This window comes from Alistipes sp. An54 (assembly GCF_002159375.1).
Taxonomy (GTDB): domain Bacteria; phylum Bacteroidota; class Bacteroidia; order Bacteroidales; family Rikenellaceae; genus Alistipes; species Alistipes megaguti.
The window spans coordinates 130,714-151,206 of the sequence record NZ_NFIA01000005.1 but is presented as its reverse complement, the minus strand read 5'-3'; the positions used below and the strand labels follow the sequence as shown (position 1 = coordinate 151,206).

Genomic DNA, 20,493 nt, shown 5'->3' with positions numbered 1-20,493 from the left:
GTGCCGCCCGGACTTCCAGCCACTCCCGATCCGTATCCGGAAGCCCCTCAGAGCCCTCAACCGTCCCAGACAATTCCGAACCACTCCTCTAAAACCTTCATCCATGCAATTCTACAAGTATCCAGACGCGTACGCGCCCGTTGGAGCCGGGATACCGGCCATTTTCGGGCTTCAACTCGATGCGCCGGACAACATCGACCTCCGCATCCGCAAAACGGAGTCCAACCGACTCCTGGGCGGAAAACGCTTCGTCAATGTCTCCCGGGCCGACATCGACGTCGCCGCACGGATCCGGTCCGTCATGGCATTCACCCCCTCAACCGGCAAAACCGGCTTCAAATCAACGGACGGCCGCCTCATCCGGGCCTGTGTCGAGGCCCTGCACCCCGGCAGCGAGACCATCGAACTCACCTCCGAGACCCGGACCTTCATCCCCGGCGATCAAAGCGCCCAATCCTCCGGACTGCGAACCGCAATGCCCCTCAACCGGCTCATCCCGGCCGGCGAAGCCGACGAAATCTCCCTCTTCAACAACAACGGCTGCACCCTCCTCGTCTCGGGATCCGGACGCGACTCGACCGTCGCCGAACAGTTCGAATCTTCGCAATACGGATGGCAGGTCTTCCGACTCAACACGGCCGATTTCCCCGACTGCGATACCATCACGGTCGACACGGGCATCGGTGAGAGCATCGTCTACACGGTGATCCCCGCCTCACAGAACGCCGTCAGACTCGCCTGGGAATCCCACACCGGAGCAATCGAACACTACTCCTTTCCCACGGTCCGCCAGACCTCGCTGCTCGTCGAAAAACTCCGCACCGAATCCCCCGAAGGGTATCTGGTCACCGCCGCCGAAACCCTCCGCAAGACAACCATCGTCTCGGCCTTCGAACGCCCCGAAGTGCTGGAACCCCTTGCCGAACTCACCTCGGCCCGCAATGTCTGGGCCCTGAAGAAGGACATCTACACCCCGATCGACATCCTGACCGATGAGGTCGTCATCCAACAGCACGGTACACTCTGCGCTCTGGAGTTGGCCTTTCGTCCCAAAACCACCTCGTCATGGAGCTGAAAATCGACGGACAGATCTGTGATCCGGGAACCGACCCGATCGCCGTCCCCGGATATGCGGCCACGGAGGCCGAATCCATCGAGGCCGCCCGCGAAGGGCGCTCTCTGACGCTCAAAATACCCTTCTCTCCCCGCAACAACGCCCTGCTCGGTTGGGCCGACGATGCGCAGACCGCCTTCCGGTTCAACGACACGACCCACTCCGCCGAACTCTCCTACGAGGGGGCCCGGCTGATCGAAGGGTCGGTCCGGCTCCTCTCCGTCGGAGACGACAGCTACGAAATCGAAATCCGCAGCGGAGGCGCCGACTGGGCCTCACAGGCCTCCTGGCGCCAGCTGGACGACCTGCCAATCGACTGGAAAGCCCGACTGACCCCCACGATGATCTGCCAGAGCTGGACGAACGACTCGCCCGTCAAGTTCTTCCCCGTCCACCACGACCAGTACGAGCAGCAGAACAGCTCCACCGACCTGCTCCCCGCCGAACGCTTCCTTGCCGTGGAGGATTACCACCCCTTCCTCCACGTCGCATCGCTCGTCGACGAGATCTTCGCCCAGTCCGGCTATCAGGTCAAAAGCCGGTTCCTGGAGTCCGACCTCTTCCGCTCGCTCTACATGAGCGGCGCCTACGCCACCCGGGACACCACCGCCGCCGTCAACCGCATGGGGTTCGCCGCCCGAAGACTCGGTCCCGTCACCGCCGAGGCCAACGAGGTAGGACGCGTCGTGGCAAACCCCGACGCCATCGCCAACACCCTCGGCAATATCGTCGATACGGCCACCCCGCAGAGCATCGACGACGACGGCCAAGCCATCAGCGGCCTCTACAACAACGGAAACTGCTTCTCGACGGTCGACGGCAAGATCTGCTTCACGCCCCCTTCCGAAATCACCGTCGGATTCGAGTACTACCTCAAATATACCACCTATCACCGAATCCTCTCCCGGGATCGCCTCATCGGTTTCGACACCATCTACCTCGGATCCGGATCCGAATTCCAGTTCACGCTAGCAAACCGATACCAAGACCAACGCGACAATATCGCCAGGAACATCACCTACCGGGTAATCGTCTTTGACCACAAGGATGGTGCCCAATACCGGTTGACCCTGAATCGGGGCGTCGCTCAGGATACCCTCTGGACCACCTTCTCCGCACGAACGGTCGTAATCAACAGCCCCGCGACGGGACAGCTATCCAACCTCAAACTGTCCGTCTACGAAAATGGACAGTGGGTCCCCTACACCGGAAACTGGGCTCTCCACAACGGATACATCGGCGAATACGGCACAACAACCGTCGAAGTCCGGCTCCGAAGCTCTCCGGAACAGGTATCGCCGACTTCTCCCAAGTATTTCAACCTCATCTACTTCGGCGGAGCCGAAGAGGAGATGAAGCTGACCCTGCACAAGGAGTGTTCGCTGCGGCCCGTCTTTCAACCCGGACCGGCGTTCGGCTCCTCGATCGACTTCACGGATGTCGCCCGCCACAACATCCGCCAGTCCGAACTGCTCGAGAGCCTCTTCCACCTCTTCAACCTGCGCTGTTACACCGAAGAGGAGACCCGCACCGTATGGATCGAACCCGAGGTCGACTTCTACGGCGCCGCGCCGGAGATCGACTGGAGCCGCCGCACCGACTTCTCACGCCCCGTCGTCTGCGAGCAGATCGCCCCCTCGGTCCACGAAAAACGAACCTGGAAATTCCTCGAAGGCGACGGCGCCGTCTCCCGGTTCAACTCCGAAGAGCAGACCACACTCGGCGCCTGGAGCTACGCATCCCCCTCGTGCGCCACGATGATGGGCGAGAAGACTCTCCGCAACCCGCTCTTCGCCCCGACACTCAGCTCGACGGGATACTACCTGAACGCCCCCTCGGCCCGGCTGCTGCAGGTCGGGGACCGCGACGATGCCGAAGACGACGGCACGAACTTCACCCCGCGTATCGTCCGCTACGCCGGCGTCATCCCCCTGCCCGAGGATGAACGATGGGGATACCCCTCCGGACGCAACGAATATCCGCTGGCGGCATTCCTCTACCCCGGCGACGAATCGACCGAACCCTTCACCCTCGGATTCGAAGACCGCGACGGAGCCGAAGGTCTCCACCGGTACTACGACCGGCAGCTCCGGAGAGAGGCCATCGGCGAACGCGTCTCGCTCTGGATTCACATCGAACCCCATGAATTCGAGGAGCTGTTCTCGCCCGGAGTCGGCGGACCCGACATCCGATCCATCTTCCGCATCGACACCGGCAAGGGCATCGTCCGCGCCATTCTCCGACAAATCGACGAGTACGACCCCCGAAAAGCCTCGACCCGCTGCACCTTCGAACGCATCGACCAGCTATGACACGTCTCGACGAACAACTCTGCGAGGACCTCCTGCGCCAGGTGCGCGGCCTGACTCCCCGCCAGGCCGTCCTCGCGCTCTTCGAAAGCGGAATGATCGACCGCCGCGCCTGCGAACGCCGCGCCATCCGCGACGAAATCGAACGGCTCGAACGGCAGGGCATGCCCCGCTGCGAAGCCTTCGAGGTGGCAGCCGACCGCTTCTGCTGCTCCTACGAAAAAGCTCGAAACGCCTTTTACCTCCTTTCCAAACACTGAAAATCATGAAATCGGAAATCCAAATCAACAACGCCGACGACGTGTGCCAGATCGACATCGAGGGCACGATCGGCATCCCCGAAGAGTGGCAGTTCGAAGATCCCGATGCACGGGTCGCCACCTATGAACGATTCCGCGACGCCCTGCGGCGCATCACCGAAATCGACGCCCCGCAGGTCATCGTCAACATCCGCTCGACGGGCGGCGACGTCAACGATGCCCTACTGATCCTCGACGCCCTGCGCCAGCTCTCCGCACGCATCGTCACCCGCTGCTACGGATACACCGCCTCGGCCGCCACGATCATCGCCCAGGCCGCCTCGGAGGGGTGCCGCGAAATCTCGGAGAATGCCCTCTACCTGATCCACAACGCAATCTGCTCGACCGAGGGCAACGCCGCCGAAATCGCCTCCGAGGTCGAGCTGCTCCAGCAGACCGACGCCCGCATCGCCGCCGTCTACGCCTCGCGATCAGAACGCCCGGCCGAGGAGTTCCTCGCGCTGATGGGCGAAAACAACGGAAACGGACGCTGGCTCTCGCCCGAGGAGGCGATCGCCGCAGGGCTGGCCGACCGGGTGATCGAACCCGCCCGGACGGGCTCCTCCCTGGCGCAGAACCTCTCGCGGGGCTGGCAGCGGCTGCTCTCCGAACTGGGCGTCCGATCCGCACCGAAACGCGTCGCCGACCGAAACATCCTCCACTCGCAGGCCGAACTCCAGGAGCTGCACCGCCGTTCGTCGATCGCCGCCGAGGAGACCCGCCGCCGGATCGGTCCGACCCGCGTACTGCCGGTCGAAGACCCCTCGTTCGGCGACACAATCCGCTCGGCCAACGAACGCGCCTATGCCGAGGATGCCCGATGTTTCCGGAACTGACCCCGGCACCGCCCCGCGAAATTGCAAAAAACGGGCCCTGCGCCCGCAACCGAATCATAAACCCTCAAAAACAAACACCATGACCTATCTTGAAAATTCGAAGCAGTACACCGGTACCGATCTCGAGAACATCTTCTTCCGCCCGATTCTGACCGGGCAGTCGGCCAAGGAGTTGGGCGTACGCGTCCTCTACAACATGCCGCACAACGCCCACGTCCAGCTCTGGAACGGCCAGCGGAACATCCTCCAGAAGTTCACCTCGGCCGGCTGGAGCGGCAGCACCGCACCGACCCGAACCGAAAAGGCCATCGACATGAAGCGCGTGAAGGCCGAACTCGGATTCTCGGCCGCCGACTACTTCTCGATGGTCTACGAGAAGATCTCGTCGATCGTCGACGTCAACATGGAGGACCTCTCCGGAACGATCCTCGAGCAGGCCGAAACCGAACTCTTCCGCCAGGCCCTGGCCGAAAACATCCGCGCCACGATGTGGGCCGGGGACTCCTCGGCCGACGATGGCTACAACACCTTCGACGGATTCCTCAAACTCGTCCAGGACGGCGCCACCTCCGGATCGATCGAGGACTTCACCTACTCGGAGGAGAATCTCGCCCAGAACAGCTACGTCACCGAAATCTTCGACCGGCTCTGGAACAGCGCCGACCCCCGCATCCGCGACCTCAAGGCCGACGGTCAGCTGGCCTACTTCGTCTCCTCGGACCTCTGCTACCTCTACGAGAAGTATCTCGACGAGAAGGGCGTCGATGCCGCCTACATCGACTCCGTGAACGGCCGTCCGCAACTGGCCTACCACGGCATCCCGGTCATCGACGTGAGAATGGACAGCTATCTGGCCGAAACGTCGCTCCACCAGTCGTTCGCCCTGCTCACCGACCGCCGCAACCTGGTCATGGCCGTCAATACGGCCGACATGCCCGGAAACGAGGTGCGCATGTGGTACAACCCCGACGAGATGGAGAACCGTCAGCGCGCGGTCTTCATGGCCGGCTGTCTGCTCCTCGACGAGAAGCTGATCGGCTACGCCTACAAACAGTAACAACCCACACGGAGCCTCCCCGCCGCCGGACCCGCCGGGACGGGGAGCCCCTCCGAAATCCGCAAATACGTCATGAGCAAACCGAAACACTTCAAAACCGCCGTGGGCGTCGCCAACCGGACGGATCCCTACGCCGTGCTGGGGTCGACACGCGTCGAAAACGACCACTTCTGGCGTTGGGGCGACGACAACCTCTTCCCACAGGCCCGGGCCCTGATGGCCCGCCGATCGACCACCCACCGCCGAATCATCAACGACAAGGCCGACTACATCTCCGGCAAGGGCGTCATCTGCGACGAAGCCCGCCAGCCCGCCCTGGCGGAGTTCATCGGCCGCGTCAACGGCTCGGGCGAAACCCTGCGGCAGATCCTCAACAAACAGGCCTTCGACAAGGCGTTGTTCGGAAACGCCTTCCTCGAGGTGGTCACCGATGCCGACCACTCGTTCCTCTCGCTCTACCACCAGGACGCCTCGCGCTGCCGCGTCGCCCGCGACTCGCAGCACATCCTCCTCCACCACAACTGGGCCGCCTTCAAACCCGCCGAGGCACGTTCCCTGCCCCTCTACCCGACGTTCGAACCCCAGCAGGACGGAACCCTGCGCGCCATGATCCACTACAAGGACTACGAACCCACGTTCGAACACTACGGCGTGCCGCCCTACATCGCCGGATTCGGCGTCTCGGCCATCGCCTACAAGACCGACCGATGGAACATCTCGCGGCTCGACAACTCGTTCCAGTTGTCGGGCGTCATGATGCTCGACTCGACGGTCGACAACGAGGCCGAGGCCGAACGCATCGTCCGCATGGCCGAGCGCAAGTTCGCCGGGAATCCCGGACAGGTGATGTTTGTCATCCGCGACGGAGGCGACGACGACAACTCGCGATTCATCCCCATCACCTCACAGAACGAGGGCGACTGGCAGGCACTGCACGAACAGGCCGTCGGCGACATCGTCGTGGCCCACTCCTGGTTCCGCACCCTGAGCGGACTGGACTACGCCTCAGGATTCAACGCCGAACGCATCCTCCACGAGTACGAAGTGGCCCTCAACACGGTGATTCTGGCCGAGCAGGCCGAACTCACCGAGCCGATCCGCAGCGTCATCGGCACGATTCTGGGGGCAGACACCTCGTCGCTGCAGATCGTCAACCGCCCGCCGACCCGCTCGAAGCCCATCTACATGAAGGTCTGGGAGGCCCGCAAGGCCGACGGTCTGGACTACGACCCGGAGGATCCCCGACAGCAGTACTACCTCTCCGAAATCACCAAATACAACGTCACCAGCATCGGCTGACGGATTGCCGGGCGGTGGCTGCCGGTTTCAACCGGCGGCCGTCACCCGCTCCCCCGCACCGCAAACACCCCTTCACGCCATGAATACCCTCATCACCACCACCCAACTCCTGCAACAGGCCTTCGGAAGCGGCGAATACCTGCCGCCCGACACCTTCTCCGAGGCCGACATCGCCGCCGCCGAAGAGCGGTATCTTCTCCCCGTAATCGGCCCGGCACTCCACGAGCGGCTCCTCGCCGGCGACTATGCCGACCTGCGCGACAGCTACCTCGCACGGCCGCTGGCCCTCTTCACGCGGCTGATGCTCCAACCGCGGCTCGACATCCGCACCGGGCAGTGCGGCACCTCGGCCCCGAAAAGCTCCTGGGGCCAGCCCGCCGACGAAGAGGCCCGGCGCCGCCAGTGCCGGGCGCTGCGTGCCGAAGCCCGTTCGCTGCTGCACCGGGCCGTCAGGTACCTCGACCGCCACCGCGAAGAGTTCCCCGAATACCGCCCCGAGCGGAACATCCTGAAACGCTGCACGACCGATGGAGGCTTTGTACAGATTCGTTAGCGGCATCGCGGCGGGAATTGCCGCGCTGTTCGCCCCGATCCAGCCGCTGGTCATCACGACGATGCTCTTCATCGGCGTGGACTTCCTCTCGGGGGTCTTCGCCGACCGGGCCGTCGCCCGGCGCGAAGGTCGGAAATGGTATTTTGAAAGCTGCAAGGCCTGGCGCACGGTCCTCAAGACGGCTCTCGTCCTGACGGCCATCGTCATGGCCTGGCTGATAGATCGCTGCGTGCTGGACTCCATGCAGCTCAATCTGGCCAAGCTCTTCACGGGATTCACCTGCGGCGTAGAGTTGTGGTCGTTCCTCGAGAATGCCGCCCAGCTCTCCGAAGCACCGCTCTTCCGCCGGCTGCGCCGCTATGCCAGACGCCGGATGGAGAAAGACTGCAAATCGACGAAAAAGAGGATGGCACGAGGACTCGATAACCGCAATCCCGGCAATATCCGCCGTTCGAAGATCCGCTACCGGGGCGAGGTGCGCCCCTCGTGCGACCCCGACTTCAAGCAGTTCGAAACGCTGGCCTGGGGCTATCGGGCCATCTTCGTCCTGCTGGACACCTACCGCATCCGCTACGGGCTCGACACCATCCGGGGGATGATCTCCCGCTGGGCCCCGCCCTCGGAGAACCATACCGAGGTCTACATCCGCGCCGTGGCCGCCGATACGGGCATCGACCCCGATGAGCCGCTCGACACGCGCGACGCCGGAACGATGATCCCGCTGGCGGCGGCCATCTCGCGCGTGGAGAACGGGGCTCCGGCCGATATACGGCAGGTGGCCGACGGATGGGAGCTTTTTCTGTCACCCGAATGACTTTTTTTCGTCTGTTTTGATTATCTTGCAGGTATGAAAGTCGCCTGCCTGCTGGATCGGCTCAATCGGATGCCTATGGTCAAGCTCCTCGCACCCTTCGCCGCGGGGATTGCCTTGGCCGGAGTGTACGAACTGCCCCTGTGGTTTCTCGCAGGGGCTTTCGTCTGTACGGGCATCGTGGCGCTCCTCTTCCGTTCGGGAGCGGCCGCCGTGGCGATGCTCCTCACGTCGGGATTCGCCGCGGCACAACTCCGGACTCCCGAAATTTCGGTCCCCCGGGAGGTATACACCCTCTACGAAGTCGTCGTGGAGGGATTTCCCGTCGAACGGGAGCGCTATTCGGTCGCCGATGCCGCAGTCACGGCCTGGCGCGACCCGGCGAATGGCCATTGGCACGCTTCGGAGACCCGGATCCGGCTCTATGCCGATTCGTTGATCCGGCTTCGGGACGGAGAGCGGATCCGCTGCCGGGGTCGTGTGAGGCCGTTCCAGGGCGGAGCCGAGAGCTACCGGCAGCTGATGGAACGGAGGGGCTATGCCGGAACGCTGTGGATCGGAGAACGGGCGATCCTCGACCGGGAGGAGCCCCGGGGTGCCTCCCTGCACCGCCGGGCTGTCGAACGTCTCGACCGTCTGCCGATGGCTCCCGAAGCCCGGGCCGTCGTCGAGGCGATGTCTGCGGGCGAACGGCGCGGAATCCCCGCCGAACTCCGCACTGTCTACTCCCGAAGCGGTTTTTCGCACCTGCTGGCCGTATCGGGGCTCCATACGGGGATTGTCTTCGTCGTGGTGAACGCCCTGCTCTGGTGGCTGCCCCTGCTGCGGCGCGGGCACCTCTGGAAGAACCTTCTCGCAGCGGCGGCCATCTGGCTCTTTGTCGCCGCGGCCGGATTCCCGCCCAGCGCCATACGGGCCGCCGTGATGTGCACCTTCCTCCAGGCCGCACTCGCCTCCGCGTCGGAGTATGTCGGAATGAATGCCCTGGCCCTGGCGGCCTTCGGGATGCTGCTCTGGAATCCCAACTGGATCGGCGACCTGAGTTTCCTGCTCTCGTTCCTCGCCGTCGCAGGGATTCTCCTCTGGGGTGTGCCCCTCTGCCGCAGGTGCCGGACCCGCCACCGATGGCTGAATGCCGTGAGCGACGCCTACGTGATCGGGTTGACGGCCACACTGGCTACGGCTCCGCTCGTCTCGCACACCTTCGGCATAGTTCCCCTGGCCGGGCTGGTCGTCAATCCGGTGGCCATCCTGCTGGCCGGGGTCGTGGTATTCGGCGGTGCGCTCTGGATGCTCCTGCCCGTCGGATGGCTTGCGCCGCTCTTCGGGCTGGTGACGGGCAAGGCCGCCGAAGCGGTCAACTTCCTGGCCCGGGCGACCGCCGCACTGCCCGGAGGCACAACCGACTATACGCTCGAAAAGGCTCCCACCATACTCCTCTATGCGGTTTTCCTCCTTGCAACGCTCGCCGCAGGGTGCCGGGAACCGAAAAAAAGCCTACCTTTGCGTCCGTAAAACAAACGCTTTCGACCCATGATCACCGCCGAGGAATACGACCTGCTCCGTAGCGACGAGCTCCGGCAAGCGATTGCCGCCGCCCGGGGCCGCGACCCGCTGGAGGTGGCGCTCGACCGGACGGTTCCCCATGCCCGGCTTGTCGCCACGCAGGTCAAGTACCTCGCACGCGCCGAACGCAAACTCCCGACGTATGCCGCCGCGCAGTGCATCCTGCCTCCGCGGGCCTTCGAACAGGCATCGAGCGAAGCCGCGGCCGCCCACAAACGCATCGCGGGCGACACGGTGCTGGACCTCACCTGCGGGCTGGGGGTCGATGCGCTCTATCTCGCCCGGCATTTCCGCCGCGTCGTGGCCCTCGAACGCGACCCGCTGCTGGCCCGCATCACCGCCGACAACCTTTCGAGAATGGGAGTTGCGAATATCGAGGTCGTAAACAGTTCGGCCGAAGAGTTTCTCGGCCGCGAAGGGTTGCATTTCGACTGGGTTTATGCCGATCCCGACCGCCGTTCGGCCGAAGGACGCAAGCAGGTGCGGCTCGAAGCCTGCTCGCCCGACATCGTGGCCCTGAAACCGGCGATCGACCGGATCGCGCCGCGGCTCTGCCTGAAAAACTCCCCGCTGTTCGATGTGGACGAGGCCCTGCGGCTCTTTCTCGGAAGCCGCGTGGAGGTCGTCTCGTCGGGCGACGAGTGCAAGGAGGTCGTGGTCTATGCCGACGGCTCGGGACCGCTCGTTACGGCCACGGCGCTCGGTACAGGGAGCTTCTCGGCCCGGCCCGGAGCCGCCGCGCCCGAAGCTCCGGCATTCGATCCGACGCGTTACCACTGGTTGGTGGTCCCGGACGTCGCCCTCCAGAAAGCCCGCCTCACGCGCCTCCATCTGGCCGGGAAGGCCGACTGCTGGAGCGACCTCGGATTCGGATTCGCCGAAGAGGAGCCGCACGGCATCATCGGGCGCATACTGCCCGTCGAGCGGATCGAGCCCTACGACCCGAAGCGGCTGAAGCGAGAACTGAAAGGCCGCGGCCTCGAACTCCTCAAACGCGACTTCCCGCTCCCGGCTGAGGAGCTCATGCGGCGCCTCGGCACCCGTCCCGGCGCCGACCTGCGGATGGCCTTCACGAAAATCGGGAACGATTTTTGGGCGATCCGCCTAAAATAGCTATCTTTGTCGAATAGCACCGCGATGGCGGACCGAGCCCATGATACTCCGAAAACTCTTCACCTACTTTACCGATACGATCTTCCGGGAGGACATCAACGAATGGCGCAATCCCGTCGTGCGGTGGCTCGTACAGCAATACCGGCTACTCTTCTACACGGCCCGCGGGCTGGTCGAGCACGGAACGCTGGTCCGCTCCGCAGCGCTCACCTTCTACACGCTCATGTCGCTCGTGCCGCTCCTGGCCCTGGTCTTCGCCGTGGTCAAGGGTTTCGGCCTCGCCGACGGACTCGTCGAAAACCTCTACGAGCTCTTTCCTCAACACCCCGAAACCGTCGACTACATCGTCGGATTCGCCGAAAACGCCCTGGCCCGAACCCAGGGCGGCGTCGTGGCCGCCGTGGGTCTGGTGATGCTCTTCTGGGCCGTGATCCGCGTCTTTGGGTCGATCGAAAACGCCTTTAACAACATCTGGGAGGTCAAGGTCGAACGAAGCATCGCCCGTCAGTGGACCGACTACATCGCCGTGGTGATGATCGTCCCCGTGCTCTGGATCCTCGCCAATGCTGTCGGCAACTACATCGAGCAAGTCCTGGGCCTCTACGACAAGTGGTACTTCACGACCCTCTCCCGCCTGGCCTCGATGGTCGTCATCTGGACGATGTTCACCCTGCTCTACCTGATCATCCCCAACGCCCGGGTGCGGTTCCAGAGCGCCCTGATGGCCGGAATCGTCGCCGGGACCATCTTCCTGCTCTTCCAGTGGGGCTACGTCTACGTCCAGCGCTGGATGACCTCCTACAACGCCGTCTACGGCAGTTTCGCCGCCCTGCCGCTCTTCCTCATCTGGATGCAGACCTCCTGGGAGATCCTTCTCTTCGGCGGCGAGCTTTCGTTCGCCTACCAGAACATCAGCCGCTTCGCCGAGGAGCGCGAATCGCTGCGCATCAGCTACGACCAGCGCCGCAAGGTGCTCCTCGCGGTGATGATTCTCGTAGCACGCAACTTCCGCGACCACGGCGGAACGCTCCCGACCGACGAGATCCGCAAACGCCTCGAGCTCCCGACCCGAATCGTCAACGACATTCTCTTCCAGCTCGTGCAGGCCGGACAACTGATCGCCGTGCGCAGCGGCGACGGCGAACGCGAAGTGGCCTTCGCCCCGGCCCACGACCTCTCGTCGATCACCGTCTACGGCATCCTCGAAGCCGTCGAACGCACCGGACAGACCACCCTCGACCTGGAACAAACCCCCGAACTGGCCCGCATGAACCGCGAAGTGGAGACACTCAAGGAGGAGGTCCTCCACTCGCCGAACAACGTGCGATTGACAGACCTGCTGTAAATCAGGAATAAAAGAGATGAAACGAGTCGTCATTATCGGAAGCGGAAACCTGGCAGAGGCCCTGGCCCTGGCCATCGCCGGAAGCGGTCTGGAACTCCTCCAGCTCTTCGCCCGCAATCCGGAACGGGGCCGTACCGTCGCCGCCCTGGCCGGATGCAGCTGGAGCTCCGACCCCGAAGCGCTCCGCCGCGACGCCGATATCTATCTGATCGCCGTGAGCGACCGCGCCGTGGGCGAGGTGGCCTCGCAGCTGCCCATCCCCGAGGGGGCGGTCGTGGCCCATACGGCCGGCAGCGTCCCGCTGGAGGCTCTTCCGGAGCGATTTGCGCGCCGTGCGGTCTTCTACCCGATGCAGACCTTCACCAAGGGCCGCCGGGTCGATTTTTCGGAAATCCCGGTCTTCCTCGAAACTTCGGACCCCGGATTCCGGGCCGAACTCGAAGCCTTTGCCCGCACGCTCTCCCGGACGGTGCTCTGGGCCGACTCCGCACAGCGGGGCAAGGTCCACCTTGCCGCGGTCTTCGCCTGCAACTTCGCCAACCACATGTACGCCCTGGGCGAGGCGGTGGTCCGCAGCGCCGGGCTCGACTTTGCGGTACTCAAGCCGCTGATCGCCGAAACCGCCGCCAAGGCCTGCGACGCCCGCTCGCCGCGCGACGTGCAGACCGGCCCCGCCGTGCGCAACGACACCGCCACGCAGGAGCGGCACCTCGCCCTGCTCGACGGCAACCCGACCCTTCAGGAGATCTATACCCAAATCAGCGAAAACATATGGAAAACTTCAAGGAATCAATAGCACGCTGCCGGACCTTCATCTTCGATGTCGACGGCGTGATGACCGACGGCGGGATCATCCCGACCGTCGACGGTGACTTCATCCGCCGCTACAACGCCAAGGACGGCTATGCGCTGGCCTACGCCATCAAACTGGGCTACCGTGTCTGCATCATCACCGGAGGACGCGGCAAGACGCTCGAGCACCGGCTCCGGATGCTCGGGATCCGCCACTACTACGTCGACTGCATGGACAAGATCGCGGCGCTGCACGAATACCTCCGGAACGAAGGAGTGGCGCCCTCCGACGTGATCTACATGGGCGACGACATCCCCGACCTGGAGTGTATGCGCGAAGTAGGGATTCCGGTCTGCCCGTCGGATGCCGCCGCCGAGGTGATCGAGGCTTCGCGCTATGTCTCGGAGTTCAAAGGGGGCGAAGGTGCCGTGCGCGACATCATCGAACAGGTGCTCCGGGCCCACGGCGACTGGGCGCGCGACTCGATGGGCGTCACACCGTCGTCGCTCGTCGCCTCGCGCTGACCCCGCGGCCTCCCCGCCAGGGAGGGGGGGGGGAGGCAACCGCCCGGCGGCAGCACGCAATACGAAAAAAGTCCCGAACAAGTTGGTCATGATGCCAGACAAAAAAGAGGCGGAACCTTTGCGGTTCCGCCTCTTGCCGTTCCGGCCGGGGAGCTACCACATCACCTTGATGGCATAGCTCTCGATGCCGTCGGCCAGGGTCTCCTTCTGGACATCGTTCAGCCCCCAGAAACGCTCCTCGGTCAGCAGGAAGATCGTATATTGCGTCCCCTTTGCCACCTCGAAGACATTGAAGCCGTAGCTTGTCCCCACGCTCTGGCCTATTCCCTGCAGCGACCCGAACAGGTCGTTCTTCACCGTTCCGATCATCAGGAAGGGCATGTTGTCGTTGTAGAACGAACGGAGCACCCCTTCGCTGCCGCCGAAGGCCGCAATCTGGTCCGCCGTGTCGAAACGGGCCGTCACGACGTTCACGTCGAACGAAACGGCCGTCGTACCGGTCACCTCACCCAGATCGTTCCTGTCGGTGCGCACACCGGTCATCCCGGTGGTCAGCCCCGTCACGTAGCACCCTGCGCCGCAGGGAACCCCCTTCGACTCGGTCAGGCACTGGTTCACATAGAGCATGCTGCCCTGATAGGAGGTCTTGTCGACGATCCGGTTGAAGGCGAAGGTCGTCCAGCGGTAGGAATCGAACGCCGTGCCGAGCATCTCCGACAGTTTGCCATTGTCGGCCCGGTCGAGGATCGTCAGCCAGGAGCCGTTCTTTCCGTTGAGCGTCGTGACGATGTAGTCGTGCACGGCCCGGCACTCCTCCTCGCTGGTGCAGAGCGCCGCGTCGCTCAGGCGCGATACGAACTGGATGTCGGTGGTGAACTTGTCCGACGGAGCCGGAATCTGCGCATCCGAGGGGTACTCGTCCAACCCGTTGTTGCAGCCCGTGAACATCGGCAGAGCCAAGGCCAGGGCCAACATGGTCGAGAGGTATTTCTTAACGTTTTTCATCGTTTCAGTCTGTTTCGGTTAGTTATTTCAATACGGCCGTACCGATAATGGGGAAGTGGTCCGAGAGGTTGGGATAATCGCCGGTTTTGAGCACCTTGAAATCCGTGCAGCTCCATTCGCCGGCCGGGAAGGAGAGGAAATAGTCGAGTTTGCTGCCCCCGCTGAAGGTGGTGTCGTTGTTGCAGAGCTTCGTACCGTATTTCTGATACTCCTTGATGGCTTCCGTCGACGGGCCGCAGTTCATGTCACCCATGAGCACCGACGGGATGCCGGCCTGCGTAGCGGGGACCACTGCATCGGCAATCACCTCCTTGGCCTGCTCGAAACAGGTTTCGTCGCCGCCGAAGGCGTCGAGGTGGGTACAGATGACCCGGACCTTCACCCCGTCGGGGTTGGCATCCGTCGGCACCAGGATGTCGGCCCAACCCACCGAACGCTGGTCTTCACCCGTGTACATGCCGAGCAGGACCGATTTCGAGTTGACGATCGGGTACTTCGACAGGATGCCGTTCCCGTAGTAGCCGTTGTCCTTGTCATAGGACCAGATGAAGAAGGGGAACATGCCGAGCTCCCGGGCAAATTCGGTCAGCTTCTCCTTCGAGCTCATCAGACCGCTGGCGGTCTCGAACTCGTTGAAACATACGATGTCGGGATTCTCCTGCCGGATGGCATCCACAAAGCGCGTGATCTCGCGCGTCACATTGGTATTGTCTTTCAGCTCCAGTGCCTTGACGTTCCACGACATACATTTCAGCCGCAAGGTCTGGGCCTGGGCCCCTGCCAGCGGGAGCATCGCCCCCAGGAGGAGCATCGCCCCCAATATCTTGTTGATTTTCATGACTGTCTCTATTTATCAATCGGTTAATAGCCCTTGTTCTGCTTGAGGTTCACCGTTCCGTTGAAAGCTGTTTCCGGAATGGGGAACACCTTGTTGTAGGTCGGATTGAAGGTACGGCCCGGATAGACCTCCACCTCTTCGGTCTTGATCTGGCCGTCGACCATCTTCGAAACCACGCTGTGCAGCGGTTTCGCATAGTACTCCTGGGCCAGGCCCCAGCGGATCACGTCGATATGGCGGCTGGGCTGGAACTCGAAGGCCAGCTCGCAACGGCGCTGGTTCTGCAGCTCGGCCTTCGTGGCCGCATTCTCACGGGGCAGTCCGGCACGCTCGCGGATGTCGCCAAGCAGTGCCTTGGCCTCACCGTTGCCCTCACCCTGGGTCCAGATCAGCGCCTCGGCCTTCATCAGCAGCACGTCGGCATAACGCATCAGGCAGACGTTGAGCGTATTCCAGAGTTTGTCGCGCTGGTTTGACACCTCCGTGTAGTTGCCCGTCTCCCAGGGCGAGATAAACTTCTGGTTGATGAGTCCGGCCGACACGTGGCTGGTGGTGTAGGAGGAGATCGAACCGTCCGTACAATAGCCGCCGAAGGTGATGTCGCGGCCCATGAACTTCACGTGGTTGCCCGGGTAGAGGATCGTGACCTCGCGACGCTGGTCACCCTCCTCGAAGGCATTCCAAAGCTCCAGGCTCGGTGTGTAGTATCCCCACGTGTTGTAGAGGCCCCAGCCGGTATTCACGAACGTCACACCGTGGTAGCGGGCGCCGTTGGTGGCATCGCCCTCCAGCGAGAAAATATACTCCGAACAGTGGTTCTGCTCCTTGCGCCAGAGGTTGGCGAAGGATTTCGATTTGTCTTCCGGGTCGATGTAGAGCGAGCGCTTGTCGGCACCGGTCATTCCCATGACCTGGTCGCACATCTCGATGACCGTGTTGTAGTACGAGGCGTCATACTGTGCGGCATAGAGGGCGGCACGGGCGGCAAAGGCCCAGGCGGCCGCCTTGTGCGGCAGGCCGTACTGCGAGGTCGAAAGCTCGGAGAAGTAAGGAAGTTCCTCGGCGGCACGGCGGAAGTCAGCGATGATCTGGTCATAGTTCTTCAGCACATGGTCCGGACGCGGGGAGTCCATCTCGTCCATCGGCGTCGTGTCGAGGATGATGGGGATACCGCCGTTCGTGTCGTCACCGTAGTAGGGGACCATCCACAGCATCGAGAAGCCGCGGAAGAAGTAGGCCGTACCGAGTGCCAGTTTCTTCACCGACTCGGTGATGTTCAAGTCGGGAACCAGCTTGATGATGTTGTTGGCCTTGGCGACGTTCTGGTACATGACACCCCAGACATTCTTGACATCCTGGTCATTGGAGGGCGACATGCGGAATTCGCGGATCTCGTCCACGGCCGGGCGGTCACGACCGATCAGCACGTTGTCGCTCGCACACTCGAACCACATGTGCCCGCGGCCGCAGATCTCCTCGCTCCAGTGCGGCGACACGAAATAGTAGAGCGCATAGACGGCCTTCATGACATCTTCGTCGGTTTTCCACGACGTGTCGCGGCCATAAGGCTCACGCTCGAGGAAGTCGGCGCAGCCCGAAAGAGCGAATGCGCTGACGGCCAGACAAATACTTAACAATATCTTTTTCATGGTCGATTTGTAGTTTAGAAGTTGACGTTTACACCAAAGTTAAAGAAACGCGATACGGGATAGACACCGGCGTCGACACCGTAGTTCCCGACTTCGGGGTCAATACCCGAATAACCGGTGATCGTAGCCACATTGTCGATGCTCATGTAGATACGTAGCGATCCCTTTTCGAGGCCGATGTGGCGGGAGATGTGTTTCGGGAGCGTATAACCCAGCGTAATGTTCTTCAGTCGCAGGTAGTCGCCCTTCTCAAGGAAGACGTCCGAGAACTTCACGTAGTTGCCGTTGTCATCCTCGACGATGCCCAGACGCGGGTACTTGCTGCCCGAGGGGTTGAAATCCCACGTGTTGAAGACATCGGAGATCAGGTTGCCCATGTCCTGACGGCCGTTCATGGCCATCTGCTTCGTACCGTTGTAGATGTAGTTGCCGGCCACGCCCTGGAACATGATGCTGAAGTCGAATCCCTTCCAGTCGAACGAACCGCCGAACGAATAGGTCTGTTTGGGGGTGTAGCAGCCCGTCAGCACCTTGTCGTCGTCCGTAATCACGCCGTCGCCGTTCGTATCGACGAACTTCAGGTCACCGACCTTGGCGTTGGGCTGCACCTGGGTCACCTCACCCGTCTCGGCGTTCTTGCTCACATAGCGGTCGATCTCCTCCTGCGAGCGGAAGATGCCGTCGGTGCGGTAGATGTAGTAGGAGTACCACGGGTAGCCGGCGGCCGAGTAGAGGATCGGCGTACTGTTGATGTTCGGGTTGTTGTGCTGCACGATCTTCTGGGCTCCGTAGTCATCGACCCAGCCCTTGTTGACCGAGAAGGTGCCCCAGACGTTGTAGTTGAACTTGCCGTCGGCAGCGCTGTTCCTGTACGAGGCCGAGAACTCCCAACCGCGGTTGATCACCTTGCCCATGTTGCCCAGGGGCGGGTTCTCCACACCGATCTGCGAAGGTGTCGGGATGTAGTCGATCAGGTCGCGCGTCTCCTTATAATAATAGTCGGCGCTGAACTCGAGTTTGTTCTGGAACATCGTCAGGTCGAGACCGGCGCTGGTCTGTACGGTGGTCTCCCACGTGGCGTTGGTGTTGGCGATCGTCTCCAGATAGGTACCGTAGACGGTATTTCCGCCGATGAGTGAGCCGTCCGTGTAGGTCAGCAGCGGGATCTGCGTGGGGTTGGGCAGCGAGTAGAGGGTCACGTTGCCGACCTTACCCCAACCGGCGCGCAGCTTGACCAGGTCGAAGACCTTCGTGAGCGAGGAGTTCCGGAAGAACTTCTCCGAGGAGATTTTCCACGAGCCCGACACCGAGGGGAACCAGTCGTAGTTCTTCGCGGAGGGGAGTTTCGACGAGGCGTCGCGGCGGATGCTGCCGACCAGGAAGTAGCGGTCGTCGAACGAATAGCCGATACGGCCCAGAACCGAAACCATCGCGTAGTCACGCAGCGTCTCCGAGGGGTTGCTGGCCCATTCGTCGGCCGAGTCCCAGACCATGTTGTTGTCCGTGGCGTCGATATACCCCTTGGTGCGGTATTCGCGGTAGTGGTTCTTCTGGTAGTCGGTCGTGAAGCCGGCCATGGCGCTGATGTGGTGGCGTCCGAAGACCTGGGCATAGGTGGCGGTGGTCTCCCACAGCGTGTGGAAGTTGTTGAAGTAGTACTGGTCGCGCGTACCGGTGGTCGAGCCGCCCGGCACGTCGATGGCGGGCGAGAATTCGTCCTCCTCGCGCGTATCGAGGTCGGCCGTGAACTCCGACTTGATGGTCAGCTCGGTGATGGGCTTGATCTCCAGCGAGGTGGTCGAGAAGACCTTCGTGCGGGGATAGCGGCGGCGCATGGTCTCAAGCTGGGCTACCGGGTTGACGATGTTCGGGCCGGTGACGCCGGCGGCCATGTCGGCCGACGAGGCGATGCCGCCGTACTTGGGTTTGCCGTAGCTGTCGTAGATGATGTTGCCGTCAGCATCGCGGTCATAGACCGAGGCCGAGGCAGGGAACCACATGGCACCGAGGATCGGGCCGGTGTGCGACGTATTGACGTTGCCCTGGCCGTTGGAGTACTCGAACGAGACGCGCTCGGAGAGCTTCAGCCACTTGACGGGCTTGAACGTCGTATGGAGTTTGGCGCCGAGGGTCTGGCTCCAGGTATTGAGCAGCGTACCCTCCTTGTCGTCGTAGGTGACTGAGAGGATCGACTGCAGTTTCTCGGTGCCGCCGCTGATCGAGACCCCGTAGTGCTGGGTGAGGCCGGTCCGGAAGATCTCGTCGAGCCAGTCGGTGCGCGTCACGTTGGCACCGGCATAGACTTCGGGGTTGGCCAGGTTCGGCAGCGAGCCGTTGGCCGAATTCGACACGGCCTTGGCCCATACGTCGCAGAACTGCTGGGCATTGAGCATCGTGGGAAGGTTCATCGAGCGTTCGAAACCGAGCGAGACGTTGACATTGACGCGCGTCTTGCCGGCCTCGGCCTGGCGGGTCGTAATGAGCACGACGCCGCTCGATCCGACCGATGCACCGTAGATGGCGGCCGAGGCGGCATCCTTCAGGACGGTGATGGTCTCGATGTCCTCAACCATGTAGGGGGCGTTGGGCACGCCGTCGACAACCACCAGCACGCCGTCACCCGAGGTGGGACCGTCGTTACCGCGATCGGTGCCCTGGTCGTTGCCCTTCGAGCCGCGGCCGCGGATGGAGAACGAAGCCTTCTGCATCGGGTCGCCGGACTGCATGATCGTGACACCCGGCATGCGGCCCTGGAGGAGGGTACCGAGGTCGGAGGCGCGGCTGCGGGCGGCATCGTCGACCTTGACGGTGGTCACGGCCATCGAGAGGTCCTCCTTGCGCTGCGAGCCGTAGCCGATGGCCACGACCTCGCCGATCATCATGGCGTCATCCACCATGACCACATCAATCTGCGTGCGGTTCATCACCTGGATGGCCTGCGTCTTATAGCCGATGAACGAGAATTCCAGCACGGCGTCGGCCTTCACCGAAATCGTATAACGGCCGTCGGCATCGGTCGTGACGCCGTTGGTCGTCCCCTGTTCGATGATCGAGGCGCCAATCAACGGGTTCTGGCCCGTATCGGTCAAGCGTCCCGAAACCGTCACCTGGTTCTGGGCCTCAACAGGAAGCATGAGCATGCCCAACAGCAGGCTCATCAGAAGAACGCGGAGGAATCTCCACTTCTTCTCCGAAAGTGTCGAATTCATTTCCATAGTGTTAAGGTTAATAGTTAATTAGAGAAGTCTTGGGAAGAGATCGTTTTTCAAAAAAAATTTTTAATGTTTTTAATTATTTTTTTAATAATATCCCAAACAAAAGCGCATAATATACCCTGTCGGGATCAGTTTACACTTTCCGATATTCAAATTTATAAACTCTT

General features: G+C 62.4%; 17 protein-coding genes and 1 pseudogene. 14 read left to right on the top strand and 4 right to left on the bottom strand.

Translation table 11 applies throughout. The features are described 5' to 3' along the window. Positions 1–103 precede the first annotated feature (103 nt). From B5G09_RS06620 to B5G09_RS06555, 14 genes and pseudogenes are all read left to right on the top strand, one after another. Positions 104–1,075, top strand: coding sequence for a hypothetical protein (locus B5G09_RS06620; protein ID WP_087404556.1), 972 nt, complete (start codon positions 104–106; stop codon positions 1,073–1,075). Then, entirely contained in the window at positions 1,066–3,426 is a 2,361-nt protein-coding gene (locus B5G09_RS06615; RefSeq protein WP_087404555.1) for a hypothetical protein, read from the top strand. Before B5G09_RS06620 ends, B5G09_RS06615 begins: the two co-directional genes overlap by 10 nt. Further along, on the top strand, positions 3,423–3,683 hold the full coding sequence (locus tag B5G09_RS06610; RefSeq protein ID WP_087311543.1) for a hypothetical protein: 261 nt from the start codon (positions 3,423–3,425) through the stop codon (positions 3,681–3,683). Before B5G09_RS06615 ends, B5G09_RS06610 begins: the two co-directional genes overlap by 4 nt. Before the next feature lie 5 nt (positions 3,684–3,688). After that, complete coding sequence (locus B5G09_RS06605) at positions 3,689–4,558, top strand: Clp protease ClpP (RefSeq protein WP_087404554.1); 870 nt, start codon at positions 3,689–3,691, stop codon at positions 4,556–4,558. Between the two features lie 79 nt (positions 4,559–4,637). Then, the gene (locus B5G09_RS06600; RefSeq protein WP_087404553.1) at positions 4,638–5,615 is read left to right on the top strand and encodes a hypothetical protein; all 978 of its coding nucleotides are present in this window, start codon (positions 4,638–4,640) and stop codon (positions 5,613–5,615) included. A gap of 72 nt (positions 5,616–5,687) precedes the next feature. Continuing rightward, positions 5,688–6,914 carry a phage portal protein gene (locus tag B5G09_RS06595; RefSeq protein ID WP_087404552.1) on the top strand — a complete coding sequence of 409 codons (1,227 nt, stop codon included), beginning with the start codon at positions 5,688–5,690 and terminating at the stop codon, positions 6,912–6,914. Between the two features lie 79 nt (positions 6,915–6,993). Next, the gene (locus B5G09_RS06590) at positions 6,994–7,467 is read left to right on the top strand and encodes a hypothetical protein (protein WP_087311535.1); all 474 of its coding nucleotides are present in this window, start codon (positions 6,994–6,996) and stop codon (positions 7,465–7,467) included. Next, positions 7,442–7,780: pseudogene (locus B5G09_RS14480) on the top strand (phage holin family protein); the annotation flags it as partial. The gene B5G09_RS06590 and the pseudogene B5G09_RS14480, both read left to right, overlap by 26 nt. Before the next feature lie 93 nt (positions 7,781–7,873). Further along, on the top strand, positions 7,874–8,281 hold the full coding sequence (locus B5G09_RS06580; RefSeq protein ID WP_087404602.1) for a structural protein P5: 408 nt from the start codon (positions 7,874–7,876) through the stop codon (positions 8,279–8,281). A gap of 33 nt (positions 8,282–8,314) precedes the next feature. Further along, positions 8,315–9,793, top strand: a complete 1,479-nt coding sequence (locus B5G09_RS06575) for a ComEC/Rec2 family competence protein (protein ID WP_087404551.1) — start codon at positions 8,315–8,317, stop codon at positions 9,791–9,793. A gap of 18 nt (positions 9,794–9,811) precedes the next feature. Next, complete coding sequence (locus B5G09_RS06570; RefSeq protein ID WP_087404550.1) at positions 9,812–10,957, top strand: methyltransferase domain-containing protein; 1,146 nt, start codon at positions 9,812–9,814, stop codon at positions 10,955–10,957. A 40-nt stretch (positions 10,958–10,997) separates the two neighbouring features. Beyond that, positions 10,998–12,302: a YhjD/YihY/BrkB family envelope integrity protein gene (locus tag B5G09_RS06565; protein WP_087404549.1), complete on the top strand. Its 1,305-nt coding sequence runs from the start codon at positions 10,998–11,000 to the stop codon at positions 12,300–12,302. 16 nt (positions 12,303–12,318) lie between these two features. Next, complete coding sequence (locus B5G09_RS06560; RefSeq protein WP_087404548.1) at positions 12,319–13,098, top strand: Rossmann-like and DUF2520 domain-containing protein; 780 nt, start codon at positions 12,319–12,321, stop codon at positions 13,096–13,098. Beyond that, the gene (locus tag B5G09_RS06555) at positions 13,074–13,619 is read left to right on the top strand and encodes an HAD hydrolase family protein (RefSeq protein WP_087404547.1); all 546 of its coding nucleotides are present in this window, start codon (positions 13,074–13,076) and stop codon (positions 13,617–13,619) included. Before B5G09_RS06560 ends, B5G09_RS06555 begins: the two co-directional genes overlap by 25 nt. A 153-nt stretch (positions 13,620–13,772) precedes the next feature. Here the strand turns inward: B5G09_RS06555 and B5G09_RS06550 are convergent, their stop codons facing one another. Genes B5G09_RS06550 through B5G09_RS06535 form a run of 4 tightly spaced genes read right to left on the bottom strand, consistent with a single transcriptional unit; the run spans position 13,773 to position 20,326 of the window. Next, a complete protein-coding gene (locus tag B5G09_RS06550; protein ID WP_087404546.1) occupies positions 13,773–14,624 on the bottom strand; it encodes a hypothetical protein in 852 nt (283 codons plus the stop codon). Between the two features lie 22 nt (positions 14,625–14,646). Continuing rightward, positions 14,647–15,462: an endonuclease/exonuclease/phosphatase family protein gene (locus tag B5G09_RS06545; RefSeq protein WP_087404545.1), complete on the bottom strand. Its 816-nt coding sequence runs from the start codon at positions 15,460–15,462 to the stop codon at positions 14,647–14,649. Positions 15,463–15,485: 23 nt separating this feature from the next. Continuing rightward, positions 15,486–17,111, bottom strand: a complete 1,626-nt coding sequence (locus tag B5G09_RS06540; protein WP_087404544.1) for a RagB/SusD family nutrient uptake outer membrane protein — start codon at positions 17,109–17,111, stop codon at positions 15,486–15,488. Between the two features lie 14 nt (positions 17,112–17,125). Further along, on the bottom strand, positions 17,126–20,326 hold the full coding sequence (locus B5G09_RS06535; protein ID WP_087404543.1) for a TonB-dependent receptor: 3,201 nt from the start codon (positions 20,324–20,326) through the stop codon (positions 17,126–17,128). Between the last annotated feature and the right edge of the window lie 167 nt (positions 20,327–20,493).